Source organism: Streptomyces sp. NPDC002911, from assembly GCF_053591835.1.
This window is the reverse complement of the sequence record NZ_JBSFUO010000008.1, coordinates 181,570-197,824: the sequence shown is the minus strand read 5'-3', so window position 1 is coordinate 197,824 and position 16,255 is coordinate 181,570. Positions and strand designations below refer to the sequence as shown.

Here is a 16,255-nt window from a genome sequence, read left to right as displayed (position 1 = left end):
GCGACGTGGAGCGCGACCTCGGGCGCGGGCGGACCTACGCGGGCTGCGCGGCGAACTCGACCGGCAGCGTGTCCAGACGCGCTTCCCAGGTGGAGGCGGTCGAGGTGAGTTCGTCGCCGGGTACGGCCAGGCGCGCACCGGGCAGCCGGTGCAGCAGGACGTCGACGGCGATCTCGATGATGGCCTGGCCGATGTTCTGGCCGGGGCATTCGTGCGGACCGCCGCTGAACGCGAGGTGCGACTGGTTGCCGTGCACGGAGACACCCGAGTCGGGCCGGATCTCCGGGTCGAGGTTGCCCGCGGCGAGCCCCAGCACCAGCAGGTCTCCCTCCTTGACCTGCGCGCCGCCGAGTTCGAGGTCCGCGGTGGCGAAACGCCCCGGGAGGACCGCCAGCGGCGGGGCGTTCCACATGACCTCCTCGACGACCTCGGAGACGGCTCGCTGTCCGCTGGCGAGTCCCGCGAGCCGGGAGGCGTCGGTGAAGATCAGCTCCAGCACCCGGGCCAGCAGGTTGCTGGTCGTGGTGTGCGCGGTGATCAGCACCAGACGCAGGTGGCTGAGGATTTCCTCCTCGTCGAGGCCGGCGTCGTGTCCCAGCAGCCCGGTGGTGAAGTCGGGGCCGGGTTCGATGCGCTTGCGTTCGGCGAGCTCCGCCAGGATCCGCATGATGCGTTCGTTGTGCTCGAGGGCGTCCGGGCCACCCTTGATGACCTGCGCGCAGGAAACGGCGAGGCTGCGCCCCTCGGCCGCCGGGAGCCCGAACAGCCGGGTCAGCACGAGCATCGGCAGGTACTCGGCGTACTCGCTCACCAGGTCGGCGCTGCCCTTCCCGGCGAACGCGTCGATCTGCTTGTTCGCGAAGTGCGTGACATGGCGCCGGATGCCACGCCCCGCGAGGATGTCCAGGTTGTCGGTGACGGCCCTGCGCAGCCTGCGGTGCGGCTCACCGTCCTGGGACACGCAGTCGGGGCGCCAGCCGAGCATCTGGATCAGCGGCGAGGTCTCCTCGACGCCCCCCTCCTGCCAGTCCCGCCAGATACGCGAATCCCGGCTGAACTGGAGGGGGTTGTCGAGCACACGCCGGCTCTCCCGGTAGCCGAGGACCAGCCAGGCGCGAACGTCTCCCTCCAGGAGCACAGGCGCCACGGCCCCGTGCTCCTTGCGCAGCCGTCCGTAGATGCCCTGAGGGTCGATCGCGGCGTCCGGCCCGTACAGCCGGGTCAGGTCGCCGGCGCCGCCGTGCATGACGGGGCAGCCACGGATGGCGTCCGCGTCATCGGCCGGGTGATCGGTCATCGGGGCTCCAGGGCGATGGCAGAGCGTGCCTTGAGGTGACGTATCAGCGCGATCAGCACGTCACGGCTGGAGGTCCGGTCGCGGGCGTCGCAGGTCACGACCGGGGTGTGCTCGGGGATGTCCAGCGCGTCGCGTATCTCTTCGACCGGGTGGTCCTTGGAGTCGGGGAACACGTTCAGGGCGATGACGAAGGGCACGTTCTGCCGCTCCATCTCCTCGATGGCCCGGAAGCTGGAGGCCAGCCGCCGGGTGTCCACCAGGACCACGGCCCCGAGGGCGCCCTTGAACAAGCCGTTCCACAGGAACCAGAAACGTTCCTGCCCCGGTGTCCCGAACAGGTACAGCACCAGCTCCTCATTGATGCCGATCTTGCCGAAGTCGAGGCTGACGGTGGTCTCCTGCTTGTCCGCCACCCCGATCAGATCGTCGACGTCCACACTCGCCTGGGTCAGCGTCTCCTCGGTGGTGAGCGGCTTGATGTCGCTGACCGAGCGCACCAGGGTGGTCTTCCCGGTACCGAAACCGCCGGCGATCATCACCTTCACCGAGCGGGTGCCGCCTCCGGCCTGCCGGTCGGGGCGGTCAAAGCCTTTGAAGTCCACTGAGTACCTCCTCAAGGAGCGCGAGGTCGGGCCCGCGGCCGGCTCCTGACGCCGGGATGGGATCACGGGCCTCGACACGGCCTGCGTCCAGCAGGTCGGCCAGAAGCACCGCGAGAATATTGAAGGGCAAGCCGAGATGGGCTCCGAGTTCGGCCACCGACAGCGGGTCGCGGCAGCGCCGGAGTATCTCCTCGTGCTCATGCTGCAGGCCGGGCTCGGCTGCGGCACGGGAGATGATGAGGGTCGCCACGTCCAGGGTCGACGCCGAACCACCCGGTCCGCTGCGCCCTCCGGTGAGGACGTAGTAGCGCTCCAGACCGGGCGGGTCCGTGGGCCGGCGGGGACCACTCATCCAGAGTTCTCCTCCAGGCGCGGACTGGTGCCGAGGAGCTCACCCATCCTCCGCGCCAGGTCCCTCATCTGATGACCGAGCAGACCCTGGTCCAGCCCTTCCTTGGCGAGAACGCCGAGGTACGTCTCCACACCGGCCCGCACCACGAAGAGATGACCTCCGTCGACCTCGATCATCGCCAGCCGGAGCTGCCCCGCGTACGTGGGGAACTGCTCGGCGACGGGCTGCGCGAGCGCCTGCAGGCCCGCGACCACGGCGGCGAAGCGGTCCACGTCGTCGGGGTCGTCGGCGCCGTAAGAAGTGATGGCCTTGCCGTCGCTGGAGGCCACGAGGGCGAAGCGGATCTCCTGGATGCTCTCCGTCAGATCCCGGAGCGCCCAGCTCACGTCGGTTCCCTGTTGCGTCATGTGGACTAGTCGCTCTCTTCAGTGCGGTTGGACTCGCGGCCGGCAGTCTCGCGGGCGCCCCGTCCGGCGTCCGCGGTCGTCCCCCCTGGTGGATCGCTCTCGCGCCCGGCCGTGGCGAAGGCGGCGAGGCCGGCGAACGACGCGTCCGGCGGCACCGCGACCACGGAGTCGGCGGTCCGGTCGGCACCGCTCCGCCGGGCGGCCGGCGTGTCGGCCCGCCTGCTCCTGCGTCGCGGCAGGCCGCCGGGCGTGGTGTCCACGGCTTCGGTGACTTCGGCGGTTTCGGCGATGGCCACGGGCACGGCGATCCCGGTCGGTACGGGGACCGGCTCGGCCCTTTCCGGGGCGGGCCTGGACGGCTCGACGACGGAGGCGGACAGATGGCTGAAGTACTTGTGCGGAACCACCACGACCACGGAGGTGCCGAGCCACGGTGAGTCCGCGAAGGTGACCCGGACGCCGTAGCGGCGCGCGAGGGCGCCTACCACGCGCAGGCCCAGGTTGGCGTCCTCCGAGATACCGCCGAGGCCGGGGCCCTGCGAGGTACCCGCGATGGCCTGCTCCGCCTCGCGCTTGCGCTCGTCGCTCAGGCCCTTGCCCGCGTCCTGGATCTCGATGCCGACACCGTTGGGCACCTCCTTGCCGGAGACGACCACGGGCTCGGTGGGGGGCGAGTAGCGCGCCGCGTTGTCGAGGAGGTGGGCGAAGATCAGGGTGAGGTGGTCCACCAGACCGCCGTCGACGCCGAGTTCAGGCAGGTGACGGACCTGGATGCGGTTGAAGTCCTTGATGCGCCCGATGCCGCCCCGGACCACGCTGAGCAGTCGCTGCGGCTCCTGCCACTGACGTCCGGGCCGGTCCGAACCACCGAGTACGCCGATGCTGGCGGCGAGACAGTCGGCGGGGCCGATCTCCTGGTCCAGCTCCATGAGGCCCTGAGCCACTGCGGGCAGCCGCCCGTGTTCGCCCTGCATCTCGTGCAGCCGGCCGCGAAGCCGGCCTGTCAGCACGTGAATCCGGCTGCCGATGCCCACCACGGCCTGTTCGGCCGAGGTGGAGCGGTTCAGCTCGTCCTCCACACCGAGCAGTGCGGTCCGCAGGACCTTGCGCAGCGCGGCGCGCATCTCCGGGGTCACGTCGGGCTCCTGGCCGGACTCCGCCAGGATGTCGTCGATGGCCTCGCCGTCCCGAAGCCTCTTGACCGCTTCGGGGAGGTAGCTGTCACCGAGCCTGACGACCACGGCCTGCTGGAGTGCGAGCTGCGCCTCCGTCGCGCGGGCCCGATCGGCGATGCCGGTCTCGTACGCCTGCGTGTGCTCGGCGAGCCGGGCCTCGAACGTGGCCGCCTGCCGCCCCAGTTGCGCCTCGAGAGCGGAGCGCTCGGCCGCGAATCTCTGTTCCCGGCCCTGCACATCCGCGTACCGTTGCTGGGAGTGCTCGGTCTGAGCCGAGCGGAACTCGTCGTCCGCGCGGCGGAGCCGCGACCGGGTCCGCACGAGAAGCTGTACACAGGCCGCGCCGGCGACGGTGACCGCCGCACCCGCGAACGTTGCGGGTATCAGGACCTCATCGGGCCCCGCCACCGCGGTGACGACGGTTCCGGCCCCTAATGCCAGCGGCATCAGCCACCAGCCGTACCAGGCGACGGGAGCACGTGCCGCCGGGGGTGGAGTGGCAAGTTCCATCTGCATCCTTCGAGAGCAACACAATCAAACAGAGGGAGCGCGCAGACGCCCCACGCGCCGAGCGGTCAGCGCGGCGGGGGCCGAGTGACTTCGAGTCAACTCGCCGCGCCGCAGGGGAGCCTATCGGGTCACAGATGCACGTGATCAACTTGCCTCCGCAGACCGGCAGGTATGCGGTCAGGCTTTGGCCGGAATCCGACGCCCGCCGTGGCACCGACGGGAAGCGCCTCGAACCGATCGACGCGCCCCTCCCGTGGCTGAGGCGACGTCCGCGGTGATGCAGATTCCGGGAGTTCACCACGTGGTCCGAGAGTGCCGGCCGTGCGCTCCTCGCGCCTGCACCCTGCCACGATCTCCCCCTTCTGACCACATACCTCTCCTGCCCCTGAGGTCTTTACTCGACCTCGACGAACTGCATTCTCCAAAGAGCTGCGAGACGGGGCTGACGGACGCCGACAGCTGGAAGCTCAACAGCCCGAATCACTACGAGAAGACGTGCACGTCACGGGTGCAGGCATCCAGTCTTCTCCCTGCGATAACGGCGCCCCCGCCACCAGGGTGACGCTGATGGTCCTGCGGCAGGGGCAGCGCGGGTCTCCGAAGTGAAGGTCACCATGTACCCGGCGGCGGCGTGCGCCCGGAATAATGAGCCGGGACCGCCGTACCGTGGGGCGGCGACCCCACTTCTTTCCGGTTTTCACTACCTGTTCCGATACATTCGAAGAGGGCCCTATGGAAATGCATGATACCGCCCGGATGCTAAGCCAGGCAGCTGCTTCCGGAGACGAGCAGCAGGTCGCTGAAATGCTGTCGTCGGGCGTCTCCCCCGGCCTGCGCGAGACCGACAGGGGCCGCACCGCCCTCGATCTGGCCGTATGGAACAACCATCCCGATGTGGTACGCATTCTCTTGGCTGCCGGAGCTGACCCCGATGCCGAGATGGGCGAGTTCCGTGAGACGACTCCGCTGCATTATTCTGCACCAAGAGGCATGCGCGAGGTAGCTCAACATCTTCTCGACGCGGGTGCCGACCCCAACGGTCGAACCGGTACCGATCACTACACTCCGCTGATACTCACAGCCGCCCAAGGTGAAGCCGAAATGGTGGAACTGCTGCTGGATCGAGGAGCTTCCCCCAACTTGACGATGGAACCACAGTTGATTGAAGGCGTTGCCGAAAAGCTCGGAATTTCGACAAAAGCAAGCCCTTTGTCCAGTGCGGCCTGGGGCGGACATTCGGAGACAGTGCGCCTTCTCTTGGCGAGAGGGGCAAGGCCGGACGACGAAGTACTCACATCCCTGAAAAACGGCATGGCGCGAGCCGAAAGAGAAACTGTTTCCCCTACTGGCCACCGTGAGACCCTTCGCGAATTCACTTCGATCAAGGAGCTTGTCGAGAAATCCCTGAAGCTCCCATGAAGCGGCATATCAGACGATTTCTTTCCGGGGTGTGGAGGTTTGGAGCGGGCCGGCGCGGTGGACTGCAGGACAGAGAACAGGCCTTGGCGTGGAAGGCGATCGACGCCGAACGTGACACGAGCGTCGGGCCCGACGTGATGCCCCCGCTACGCCGTCGGCGTCTTTCCCGGACTGACCGTCGTCAGCAACATCGTCGAGCTGACGGTGCAGCAGTACAACACGGCCGCCGAGAAGGGTGAGGACCCGCAGTGCCACAAGTCGGCGCGATGGCTCAGGCCCTTCCAGGCCCCGTTCGGAGTACTCGGCCTTCGAGGTGCGCCGTTCGGTGTGTTCACCATCGGCGGCCTGCGCACCTCGGTCCGGGGTGAGGTGCTCTCGATCGACGGCACGCCGCCTCCCGGACGGTTCGCAGCGGGAAGGACCACCAGTGGCATCCCGGCATGGGGCTGTCGCAGCGGCACCTCGCTCGGTGACGCAACCTTCTTCGGCCGGTGCGCAGGCCGCACAGCCGCGACTGCCTGACGCTGTCAGGGGTCGCACCTGGATGTGGTTCCTCACTCGAGGGCTGGCCGACCTGGTAAGGCGCTATGTGGCGTGCCAGGCCGGTGTCCCACCGCCAGAAGAGTCCCCCCATGGAATCCCACGACGCCTCGTCCGGGCCCGATGACGTACGCCGTATCCACCCGCCCGGCGACCGAGCGAAGCCCGGCTCGAGCGCACAGCACACATGGTGCGCCGCCTCGGCGACCGGTCCCGCGGAGCAGGTCATCGCCGACGTTTTCACGGAGCCCGCGAGCATCAACGCCTCTGTCTCAGCCCCGACCAGCAGACCTACAGGCCCTTTCAGGGGCAAAGCCGCTGGTGGCGGCAGACGAGTCGGGCTGTACGCCGGGTTCTGTCGCCCGGTCGCCTCGCGGCGGCCGGGGAGACGGCCATCCATCTAGGACCGGCATTGCTGCCGGTCTCGTGCGGTCTACCCGCGAACTCGGGCGGGCAGCCCTCGGACGTTCGCGCAGGAGCACCGGGGTGCTCCCTCTTGACCTTGCTCCGGGTGGGGTTTACCTAGCCGCCTGAGTCGCCTCAGGCGCTGGTGGTCTCTTACACCACCGTTTCACCCTTACCGAGGACCGAGGTCCCCGGCGGTCTGTTTTCTGTGGCACTGTCCCGCGGGTCACCCCGGGTGGCCGTTAGCCATCACCCTGCCCTGTGGAGCCCGGACGTTCCTCGGGAGGATCCGGGGATCCTCACGCGGCCGTCCGCCCGGCTCGTCTGCCGTGGTGACCATGCTACCCGGCGGGGCCGGCGGTGAAGGCCGCGATGCCGGCCTCCCAGGCCGCCGAGATGTCGGCGCCCGGGGGGAAGCGGCCGTTGAGTTCCAGGACCACCATTCCGTGGGCGAAGGCCCAGGCCGCCCGGGCCCGGTCCTCGTCGCCTCCGGCGGCACGGAACAGCGGGGCGGCCGCCGCGTCCGCCGCTCCCGCGGCGGGGAGGGTTCGGCCCATGGTGAGGAGGTAGAGGTGCGGGTGGGCCAGGGCGTAGGTGCGGTACGCGGTGGCGAGTGCGGAGAAGGACCCCGGGGCCGCCGCCTCGGCGGCTGCCAGGACCCCGGCGGTCTCCCGGAGCATCTCGGCGGCCAGGGCCGCCACCACGGTCGACTTGTCCGGGAAGTGCTTGTACAGGGACGGCGCCTTGACGCCCACCCGGTCGGCCAGCCGTCGCATGGTGAGCGCTTCGGGGCCTTCCGCCTCCAGCAGGGCACGTGCGGCGGCGATGATCTGCCGGGGCCGTCCGGCCATCGGGGCAGTGGCGAGGTCACGCACGCATAAGACCTTCCCTGGTACGGATTCGGTACGCAGTTGGTAGCCGAGGACGTGATCGTACGAGATACGGACAAGCCGGTCGTCGGGGACCTTCGCGTCGGCGCTCACGCGGGCGCGAACAGCGCCCTCCACACCGGCGGGCCGCCTGCGTGAGGCGGACCTGTAGCCGTTCACCCAGGGGGAGAGGCGCGGCGGACTCACACGGGCGACGATCGCCGGGTCCTCGATGTGGACGGCGCCGACGGCCGAGCAGCGGGGTGCCGTCCGCGCCGGTCACATGAGGCCGGAGGCGAGGCGCGCCACCGAGCGCAGGCCGGGGCGGCGGGGTCGGCATCCCGGTCTCCGGGGCGGGCTCCGGCTGTCCGGCCCGTACCCTTGCCGGGGGCTCCCAAGCGCGCGGAGCCCTGTACCGCGTAAGAAGGAGAACCCCCGTGCTCGTGCTGTTGCCGCCCTCCGAAGGTAAGGCCGCCTCGGGGCACGGGGCACCGCTGAAGCCGGAGTCCCTGTCCCTGCCGGGGCTCGCCGACGCCCGCGCCGCGATCCTCGACGAGCTGGCCGAACTGTGCCTGGGCGACGAGGACGAGGCCCGCGAGGTGCTCGGCCTGAGCGAGGGGCTTCGCGGCGAGATCGCGAAGAACGCCGAGCTGCGCACGGCCGGGACCCGGCCCGCCGGGGAGATCTACACCGGGGTGCTCTACGACGCCCTCGGCCTGGCCACGCTGGACGCGGTGGCCAAGCGGCGGGCCAGGAAGGCGTTGCTGGTCTTCTCCGGGCTGTGGGGCGCGGTGCGAGTGAGTGACCGTATCCCCTCGTACCGCTGCTCGATGGGGGTGAAGCTGCCGAGGCTGGGCGCGCTCAACGCGTACTGGCGCGCCCCGATGGCCTCGGTCATGCCGGAGGCGGCCGGGGACGGACTGATCCTGGACCTGCGCTCGTCGGCGTACGCCGGCGCGTGGAAGCCTGCGGGCGAGGTCGCGGAGCGCACGGCGAGTGTGCGGGTGCTCCAGTCCCAGGTGGTGAACGGGGTGGAGAAGCGAGCCGTGGTCAGCCACTTCAACAAGGCGACGAAGGGCCGGATGGTCCGCGATCTGCTGCTGGCCGGGGCCCGGCCGAAGGGTCCTGCGGAGCTGACGGAGGTGCTGCGCGATCTCGGTTACGTGGTGGAGGGGCAGGCACCGGAACGGGCCGGGCGGACCTGGGCGCTCGATGTGGTGGTCACCGAGATTCACTGAACCACCACGCGGCGTTGCAATATGCGCAACGCGCGTTGCGCAGTGTGCGGTTCTCGCGGCAGGATGAGTTCATGACCTCCTCCGCTCCCGCCGCCGTGTCCGCTTCCGTCCTGGATCTCGCCCCCGTCGTCCCCGTCGTCGTGCTGGAGAACGCGGCCGACGCGGTGCCGCTGGCCCGCGCGCTCGTCGCGGGCGGTCTGCCCGCGATCGAGGTCACGCTGCGGACGGCCGCCGCACTCGACGCGATGCGGGCGATCGCCGCGGAGGTACCCGAAGCGGTGGTGGGAGCGGGCACCGTGATCTCCCCTGCGCACGTCACCGAGACGGTCGCGGCCGGAGCGCGCTTCCTGGTCAGCCCCGGCTGGACAGACGCCCTGCTGGACTCGATGAAGGCCTCGGGCGTGCCGTTCCTGCCGGGCGTCTCGACGACGTCCGAGGTGGTCGCGCTCCTGGAGCGCGGGATCACCGAGATGAAGTTCTTCCCGGCCGAGGCCGCCGGCGGCACCGCCTATCTGAAGGCGCTGGCCTCCCCGCTCCCCCAGGCCCGGTTCTGCCCGACGGGCGGTATCTCGCTCGCCTCGGCACCGTCGTATCTCGCCCTGCCCAATGTCGGCTGTGTGGGCGGCAGTTGGATGGTCCCCGGTGACGCGGTGGCAGCGAAGGACTGGGCGCGCGTGGAGCGGCTGGCGGCCGAGGCGTCGGCTCTCAGCCGCAGCTGAGTCCGGGGCTCAGCTCACGAGCTGGACCGCGTACAGCGTGCCCATGCCCAGGGCGAGGGAGCTCAGCAGGAGCCGCAGTGCCGTTTCGGGGAGACGCGGCTGGAGGCACGCTCCGAGGTAGCCGCCGCAGAGTCTCCGCCGAGCCCGCAGGCAGACCAGGCCGAGGGCCCGGTCGGGCGCGATGTCGCCCATAGCGGTCGGCGACGGCAGGGCGTACGTGCCCGCCCCCGCGAGGGAGGTCGCGAACGTGCAGGCGAGGGCCACGGGCGCGCCTCAGCGACCCGGACTCCGCGCCCGACGAGGTCACGTGGGCGCTACCGCAGGTGTGAGGTGTCGTTGAGGAGCCTCAGCGACGGGTTCCCGTCCGCGTAGTACGCCACCGTCGAGACCGAGGCCGGCGAGAGTTCCATGCGGAACAGCGACTCCGGCGGGGCGCCCAGCGCGAGCCGGACCAGGGTTTTGATCGGGGTGACGTGCGTGACCAGGAGCGCCGTGCGGCCCGCATAACGGGCGATCAGCCGGTCGCGCGTCGCCGACACCCGCTCCGCCACCTCGGCGAAGCTCTCGCCGCCGCCCGTGGGTGCCGCGTCGGGGGACGCCAGCCAGGTGGTGAGGTCGGAGCCGTAGCGCTCCCTCACCTCGCCGAAGGTGAGCCCCTCCCAGACCCCGAAGTCCGTTTCGCGCAGGCCTTCCTCGATACGGACCCGAAGGCCGAGCCCGGCCGCCACGGCTTCCGCCGTCTCACGGCAGCGGCGCAGCGGGGAGCTCACGATCTCCTCAACCGTGCCCCGGGCGGCGAACGCCTCCGCGGCGCAGGCGGCCTGGTGACGGCCGGTCTCCGAGAGCACCGGGTCGCTGCCGCCGCTGCCAGAGAACCGCTTCTCGGGCGTGAGGGCCGTCTCGCCGTGCCGGAGCAGGATGAAGGTGGCGGGCGCGCCCAGGTCTGGTGCGCTCCCCCAGCCCACCTGCGGGGTCGCCGACGTGCCCTGCGGGGCGGCAGCCGGGCGGGCGGCGGCCATCGCGGCGCGGACCTTCGCCGCGCCCGCCACCGCGTCGCCCGGCGGGCCGGCCGGAGGCGGCGGATCCTGGAGGACCGGCGTGCGCATCGCCTCCATGCCGGCCGCCGAGGACGCCGGGTCCCACTGCTCGCCCCGCTCGCCCGCGTCCATCGCCTCGTTGGCGAGCCTGTCGGCGTGCTTGTTCTGCTCGCGCGGGATCCACTCGTACGTGACCGAGGAGGCGGGCAGGATGCTCGCGGCCTCAGCGGCGAGCGGCTTCATGTCGGGGTGCTTGATCTTCCAGCGGCCCGACATCTGCTCGACCACCAGCTTGGAATCCATCCGGACACGGACCTGGACGTCCATGTCCGGGAAAAGCTCCCTGACCGCCTTCAGGCCGGCGATCAGGCCCCTGTACTCGGCGACGTTGTTCGTCGCGACGCCGAGGTACTCGGCCGCCTCGGCGAGCGTCGCGGCGTCGACCGGGTCGACGACGACCGCCCCGTAGCCGGCGGGCCCCGGGTTGCCCCGGGAACCGCCGTCGGCCTCGACGACCAGCTTGCGGGGAGCGGACACTACAGGCCCGAGTCCGCGGTGCGCACCAGGATGCGGTGGCAGTTCTCGCAGCGCAGCACCGTGTCGGGGGATGCGGCCTTCACGTCGTTGACCTCGGTGATGTTCAGCTCCAGGCGGCAGCCCTCGCAGCGGCGCTGGTAGAGCCGGGCAGCGCCGACGCCGCCCTGCTGGGCGCGCAGCTTGTCGTACAGCTTGAGCAGGTCGGCGGGAACGGCACCCGCGACGACCTCGCGGTCCTTGGCCACCGTGGCGGCCTCGGACTCGAATTCCTGGGTTGCGGCGTCCCGGCGGGCGGTGGCGTCGTCCACCTTCGCCTGGACGGCGCGGACGCGCTCCGTCAGTTCGGTGACGCGCTCCTGGGCGGACTCGCGGCGCTCCATGATCTCGAGGACGACGTCCTCCAGGTCGCCCTGGCGCTTGGACAGCGAGGTGATCTCGCGCTGGAGGCTCTCCAGGTCCTTCGGCGAGGAGACCGCGCCGGAGTCGAGCCGCTGCTGGTCGCGGACGGCGCGCTGGCGCACCTGGTCGACGTCCTGCTCCGCCTTGGTCTGCTCGCGGGTGGTGTCGCTCTCCTCCGTCTGCGAGGCGACGAGCAGGTCGCGCAGCTGGGCGAGGTCGCCGTTGAGCGCGTCGAGCTCGGCGTGCTCGGGCAGTGACGTGTGCTTGTGGGAGAGCTGCGACAGACGTACGTCGAGTGCCTGGACTTCGAGGAGTCGGATCTGGTCGGCGGGCGCGGCGTTCAGTTGGGGGCTCCAGAAGAGTGGTGGGTGGTCCAGGGGTCGGTGACCTGCTTCGAGACATGGACCCGCAGGTCCCATCCGTGGCGGTCGGAAATCGCGTCGAGCTGCGCGGCGGCCTGCTCGCACCAGGGCCATTCGGTGGCCCAGTGTGCGGCATCGACGAGGCCGAGCGGCGAGTGCTGGACGGCCTCGGAGGCCGGGTGGTGGCGCAGGTCCGCGGTGAGGAAGGCGTCCACACCGGCGGCGCGTACGGCGTCGAAGAGGCTGTCGCCGGAGCCGCCGCTCACCGCGACCCGGCGCACGACGGCGTCCGGGGCACCGCCCAGCCGGATGCCCTGCGCCGTGGCGGGCAGCCGGGCGGCTGCCCGGGCGGCGAAGTCGCGGAGGCTCTCGGGGTGGTCGAGCTCGCAGATCCGGCCGAGTCCGCGGCGGCCGCCGGCGTCGGTGGGGTCCGGCACGAGGGGGCCGGTGACCCGCAGGTCCAGGGCTGCGGCGAGGGCGTCGGACACCCCGGGGTCGGCGGTGTCGGCATTGGTGTGCGCGACGTGCAGGGCGATGTCGTGCTTGATGAGCCCGTGCACGACCCGGCCCTTGAAGGTGGAGGCCGCGACCGTCGTCGTACCGCGCAGATAGAGCGGGTGGTGGGTGACGATCAGCTGGGCGCCGAGGGTGCGGGCCTCGTCGGCGATCTGCTGGACGGGGTCGACGGCGAAGAGGACCCGTTCGATCTCCGCTCCGGGATCACCGCAGACCGTGCCGACGGCGTCCCATCCTTCGGCCCGCTCGGGCGGCCAGAGAGCGTCGAGCTCGGCGATGACTTCAGACAGACGGGGCACGGAGGAAAGGCTACCTGCCCACCGTGCCCCGCCGCCCCTGGCGGCAGGGGCCTGTGCGGCGGGACCGGCGGCCGGTACGAATCGTTACTCGCCTCGTCGCCGCCCCGCCGGAAGCATTGCCCGACCCGTTGCCGGACTCGTTGCCGGGGGATGGCGTCGTCGCCCTCGGAGGGTGCGTAGCCGACGGGCTTCACCCCGAGCGGTACGACGTTGTCGAACTCACCCACGTCCAGCACGACCACACGCTCGGGCGCGGCCTCCGGCTCGGTGCGGCCCATGGCGTGGGTCAGCGTACGGGGGAACGTACGGGCTTCGGCGTCGGTCCCGTTACCCCGCCGTCCTCTTCGCCGCATCGGCGAAGTCCTTGCCGCCCGTGGCGACGGCCGCCTTCTTGTCGCCGCCCGTGTCGCCACCCGCCGAAAGCACAGCCGCCCCTGCCTCCGCAGGCGAATCGGGACACCGGCACCCTTATGCGTGAAATGGCTCGGCTCGTGTTGTCCGCTGGGTGGCGCGAAACCTAGCTTCGGTTGCCGGAGGTGACCGGACCATGACTGCGTGTGCCATCGAGGACGAGACCGCCGGAGTCACAGGGGCTGCCGCGACCGCCGAGCCCGCACCCCAGCCGGCGGAACCGGACGGGGCGGCCGGGTCCGTGCCGCACCCCCGCGCCGCGGACGCGTCGGACGAGGGCGCGGACCCGGTCGGAGCGGGTGCGTCCGGCCGGGACACCGATCCGGCCACGGCGGGGACCACTGACCGGGTCGCCGGTCCGGGCGACGGGCGCGACAGGACTGTCGCACCCGCACCGCCCATCCTTTCGCCCGCATCGCCCGCATCCCGCGTGCAGGCACACGAGACGGCCGGCCCCCGGACCCCGCCGCGTCTCCTGCCGGCCGGTCTCACCATCGCCGCCGACCATTCGTACGCCGCGCGGCTCACCGCGGCCGGGGAGGCGGCCGAGCCCGCCTGGTTCCCCGAGCGCTGGACGCTGGACGGGCCCGAGCCCTACGCCGTCCCCCTCCCCCTCGACCAGCCGGAGGAGGCGGACTCCGATGTACTGCCGCTCTCGGACGGGCGGGTCCTGATCCGGCGGCGGGTGGGAGCCGGCCGGCACACGTTCTCGCTGCTGTATCCGACCGGACCCGGCACGGGCGAACACTTCATGGGTTCCCTCGACAGCCCGGAACTCACGCTCCTCCCCCCGTCCCCGGACGGCATGAGCGCCTGCGCCCTGCTTCCCGGCGAACGCTCCACCGCCGTCTGGCTGGTGGCGGGCGGGGCGTTCGGCCCCGAGCGGATCGCGGATGTTCCGGGACGCTGTTCGGGCGGGGCCTGGCTGGACCGCGAGGGCCGGCTGCTCGCCCTGGACCGGCAGATGCCGGGCGGTGGCCCCGTGAAGGCGGTCGTCGTGGACCTGGAGCGCGGCGGGGAGGTGACCCCGCTGTTGCAGATCGGGCCGGAGAGCAACGACCGGTTGCTGCTGGCCGACGCCGACAGCGGCCTGTTGCTGGTCCGGTCGGACGCACCCGGCCACGACCGGCTCGGCTGGGGCGTACTCGGCAGCTGCCTCCCGATGCGGTTCCCGGAGTGCCTGCGCACCCCGGACGGGACGCTGACGCCGTTCGCCGTACAGCCGGGGCAGATGCTGATGCCGGAGAGCTGCGCGGTGGCCCTGCGGATCGACGGTGCGCAGGGCAGCTGGGTGGGGTGGTGGCGTCCGGCGGGACGTCGGCTGCACCAGTTCGCGGCGCCCGTCGGGTGGCTGGCCGGATCCGGTTTCTGGACCCGGGAAGGCGTGCTGCACCTGCCGTACTCCCAGGAGGACACTCCCTGTGCCGTGGCGCTGTTCGAGGCTCCCGCGGACGAGCCACGCCCGGTCGTCGCGATCGGAACGGAAGCTTCCGAGTCTGCCCCGGCTCGCGGTGTGTGTACGCCCGTTCCGCTGGGGCAGGCGCCTCTCGGCGGGCGCACCGCACCTGGATAAACTGTGGTCCGGGCTACGCAGCCGTACCGCGCGGGCGCCGACGGTGACCGTGCCGGGTGGCGGCGGGGCTGCGACACACACGTAAGCGATTGCAACGGGGAGACTTCCCACATGTCTGAAGCCCGAACCGACACGACCCAGACGCGTCCGCCGGAGGCGGACTCGGGACGGGCCGAAGCCGGCGGCTACGGAAAACACCGAGGGGGCGCATCTGCGGAGAGTGTGACCGTGCAGCCGCACGGCCGTCACCGCCGCCCCTCCGAAGGGGGTGGCAGCGCGGCGGCCTGATCCGCTCCGTACGACACGAGGGCCGTCGCGGCCGCCCGGCTGCGACGGCCCTCGTCAGTACGGCGTCCGCATCCCGCTCCCGACCGCCCCCGCGCCCAGGACATCGCGGAGTCAGACGCCCCTGCCGCAGGGAGCACGCCGCTCCGTAGCCGGGCCACCCCGGAGGACGCGCTCCGGGGTGGCCCGTGACGGACGACGGGACCGGCGCCGGTCCCGGAGGCGCCGGTAGCCCCGGGGATCGGAGCTGCGGCTGGAGTTGCTCCACCGGGCGGAGCGGCGGCGTCGGGGCCTCCCCGAGGGCCCCCGGCGGCCTACTCTGAGCCCGTGAACGAGATGCCGCAGGACCACCGCCCCACCAGGTCGGTACGCATCCTGCTCGCCGGGGACCAGGGCATGATGCGCGGCGCGCTCGCCCTGCTGCTCGGGATGGAGCCGGACTTCGAGGTGGTCGCCCGAGTGACCGCCGGGGGCGAGATCGTGGACGAGGCGCTCCTGGCCCGCCCGGACGTGGCACTGCTGGACATCGAGCTCCCGGGCCGCAGCGGCCTGGACGCGGCCGCCGATCTGCGTACGGAGGTGCCGGACTGCCGGGTGCTGATCCTGACGACCTACGGCAGGCCGGGCCACCTGCGGCGGGCCATGGAGGCCGGGGTGTCCGGCTTCCTGGTGAAGGACGGCCCGGTCGGGGAGCTGGCGAAGGCGATCCGGCAGGTGCTGGGCGGCGAGACCGTGATCGACCCGGCACTTGCCGCGGCCGCCCTGGGCTCGGGCCCGAGTCCGCTGACCCCACGGGAGCGGGATGCGCTGAACGCCTCGGTGGACGGGGAGACGGTCGCAGACATCGCCGCGAAACTGAGCCTGCCGGAGTCCACGGTCCGCATCTGCCTCTCCTCGGCCATCGGCAAGACGGGCACCCGCAACCGCATGGAGGCGATGCGCGCCGCCCGCCGGCAGGGCTGGCTCTGACCCGGGGGAGTGCGGCGCCGGTCCGCCCGGCCCGCCGTCGTCACGACTCCGCCGGTACCGGCACGGCCGCGCCGAGTCCCTGCCCGGCGCGGGCGGCGAGGAGCTGCGCTCAGTCCCAGGTCGGGTGCGCATGGACGGCAACGCCACCTTGGCGACGGACACGTCGAGGACGACCAGGAACCGGCCGGTGCGGGCTGCCACGACCACGGCCCCCGTCCGGGTTCGCGGTCGAGCGGGAGCCGTGTGGGCGGGGAAGATTCGACCACGCGTGTCATACTCGCAGGCCACCCGTGCCCCGTACGTCGGTTTCGAGTCCCCCTTCGGTCCCACCGGG

At 71.6% G+C, this 16,255-nt stretch carries 15 protein-coding genes, 1 other RNA gene and 3 pseudogenes; 6 read left to right on the top strand and 13 right to left on the bottom strand.

Annotation, left to right across the window (positions count from 1 at the left end; translation table 11 throughout):
- Window positions 1-34: 34 nt before the first annotated feature.
- Genes ACWD04_RS15525 through ACWD04_RS15505 form a run of 5 tightly spaced genes read right to left on the bottom strand, consistent with a single transcriptional unit; the run spans window position 35 to window position 4,343 of the window.
- On the bottom strand, window positions 35-1,297 hold the full coding sequence (locus tag ACWD04_RS15525) for a cytochrome P450 (protein WP_451132032.1): 1,263 nt from the start codon (window positions 1,295-1,297) through the stop codon (window positions 35-37).
- On the bottom strand, window positions 1,294-1,899 hold the full coding sequence (locus ACWD04_RS15520; RefSeq protein ID WP_451132030.1) for a GTP-binding protein: 606 nt from the start codon (window positions 1,897-1,899) through the stop codon (window positions 1,294-1,296). Before ACWD04_RS15520 ends, ACWD04_RS15525 begins: the two co-directional genes overlap by 4 nt.
- Complete coding sequence (locus tag ACWD04_RS15515) at window positions 1,880-2,251, bottom strand: DUF742 domain-containing protein (RefSeq protein WP_031096986.1); 372 nt, start codon at window positions 2,249-2,251, stop codon at window positions 1,880-1,882. Before ACWD04_RS15515 ends, ACWD04_RS15520 begins: the two co-directional genes overlap by 20 nt.
- A complete protein-coding gene (locus tag ACWD04_RS15510) occupies window positions 2,248-2,658 on the bottom strand; it encodes a roadblock/LC7 domain-containing protein (protein ID WP_451132028.1) in 411 nt (136 codons plus the stop codon). Before ACWD04_RS15510 ends, ACWD04_RS15515 begins: the two co-directional genes overlap by 4 nt.
- A 5-nt stretch (window positions 2,659-2,663) precedes the next feature.
- Entirely contained in the window at window positions 2,664-4,343 is a 1,680-nt protein-coding gene (locus ACWD04_RS15505) for an ATP-binding protein (protein WP_451132026.1), read from the bottom strand.
- 732 nt (window positions 4,344-5,075) lie between these two features.
- Between ACWD04_RS15505 and ACWD04_RS15500 the strand changes: the two genes are divergently transcribed.
- Complete coding sequence (locus ACWD04_RS15500; RefSeq protein WP_451132024.1) at window positions 5,076-5,762, top strand: ankyrin repeat domain-containing protein; 687 nt, start codon at window positions 5,076-5,078, stop codon at window positions 5,760-5,762.
- Window positions 5,763-5,933: 171 nt separating this feature from the next.
- The gene (locus ACWD04_RS15495; protein ID WP_451132266.1) at window positions 5,934-6,284 is read left to right on the top strand and encodes an FAD-binding protein; all 351 of its coding nucleotides are present in this window, start codon (window positions 5,934-5,936) and stop codon (window positions 6,282-6,284) included.
- A 346-nt stretch (window positions 6,285-6,630) separates the two neighbouring features.
- Here the strand turns inward: ACWD04_RS15495 and rnpB are convergent.
- Together rnpB and ACWD04_RS15485 are read right to left on the bottom strand one after the other, a co-directional pair.
- An RNA gene (rnpB, locus tag ACWD04_RS15490) (RNase P RNA component class A) lies at window positions 6,631-7,030 on the bottom strand.
- An 18-nt stretch (window positions 7,031-7,048) separates the two neighbouring features.
- Window positions 7,049-7,558 (bottom strand): TetR/AcrR family transcriptional regulator, encoded by a 510-nt coding sequence (locus tag ACWD04_RS15485; RefSeq protein WP_451132264.1) that lies wholly within the window; start codon window positions 7,556-7,558, stop codon window positions 7,049-7,051.
- 455 nt (window positions 7,559-8,013) lie between these two features.
- Between ACWD04_RS15485 and yaaA the strand changes: the two genes are divergently transcribed.
- Complete coding sequence (yaaA, locus tag ACWD04_RS15480) at window positions 8,014-8,814, top strand: peroxide stress protein YaaA (protein ID WP_451132022.1); 801 nt, start codon at window positions 8,014-8,016, stop codon at window positions 8,812-8,814.
- 71 nt (window positions 8,815-8,885) lie between these two features.
- Window positions 8,886-9,533, top strand: coding sequence for a bifunctional 4-hydroxy-2-oxoglutarate aldolase/2-dehydro-3-deoxy-phosphogluconate aldolase (gene eda / locus ACWD04_RS15475; protein WP_451132020.1), 648 nt, complete (start codon window positions 8,886-8,888; stop codon window positions 9,531-9,533).
- Between the two features lie 9 nt (window positions 9,534-9,542).
- Here eda and ACWD04_RS15470 read toward each other — a convergent pair.
- The 5 genes and pseudogenes from ACWD04_RS15470 to ACWD04_RS15450 all read right to left on the bottom strand — a co-directional run.
- Window positions 9,543-9,835: pseudogene (locus tag ACWD04_RS15470) on the bottom strand (sulfite exporter TauE/SafE family protein); the annotation flags it as partial.
- A gap of 12 nt (window positions 9,836-9,847) precedes the next feature.
- Window positions 9,848-11,107, bottom strand: a complete 1,260-nt coding sequence (locus ACWD04_RS15465; protein WP_451132018.1) for a bifunctional RNase H/acid phosphatase — start codon at window positions 11,105-11,107, stop codon at window positions 9,848-9,850.
- Window positions 11,107-11,850, bottom strand: coding sequence for a zinc ribbon domain-containing protein (locus ACWD04_RS15460; RefSeq protein WP_451132262.1), 744 nt, complete (start codon window positions 11,848-11,850; stop codon window positions 11,107-11,109). The genes ACWD04_RS15465 and ACWD04_RS15460 overlap by 1 nt, the downstream gene beginning before the upstream one ends.
- Complete coding sequence (locus tag ACWD04_RS15455; protein WP_451132016.1) at window positions 11,847-12,683, bottom strand: Nif3-like dinuclear metal center hexameric protein; 837 nt, start codon at window positions 12,681-12,683, stop codon at window positions 11,847-11,849. The genes ACWD04_RS15460 and ACWD04_RS15455 overlap by 4 nt, the downstream gene beginning before the upstream one ends.
- Before the next feature lie 146 nt (window positions 12,684-12,829).
- Window positions 12,830-13,143 (bottom strand): annotated as a pseudogene (locus tag ACWD04_RS15450) (ABC transporter substrate-binding protein); the annotation flags it as partial.
- 87 nt (window positions 13,144-13,230) lie between these two features.
- On the opposite strand from ACWD04_RS15450, the gene ACWD04_RS15445 reads away from it, so the two are divergent.
- Window positions 13,231-14,667, top strand: a complete 1,437-nt coding sequence (locus tag ACWD04_RS15445; protein ID WP_451132014.1) for a hypothetical protein — start codon at window positions 13,231-13,233, stop codon at window positions 14,665-14,667.
- Window positions 14,668-15,288: 621 nt separating this feature from the next.
- Window positions 15,289-15,921 carry a response regulator gene (locus ACWD04_RS15440; protein ID WP_451132260.1) on the top strand — a complete coding sequence of 211 codons (633 nt, stop codon included), beginning with the start codon at window positions 15,289-15,291 and terminating at the stop codon, window positions 15,919-15,921.
- A 104-nt stretch (window positions 15,922-16,025) separates the two neighbouring features.
- Here ACWD04_RS15440 and ACWD04_RS15435 read toward each other — a convergent pair.
- Window positions 16,026-16,209 (bottom strand): annotated as a pseudogene (locus ACWD04_RS15435) (hypothetical protein); the annotation flags it as partial.
- Window positions 16,210-16,255: the final 46 nt, after the last annotated feature.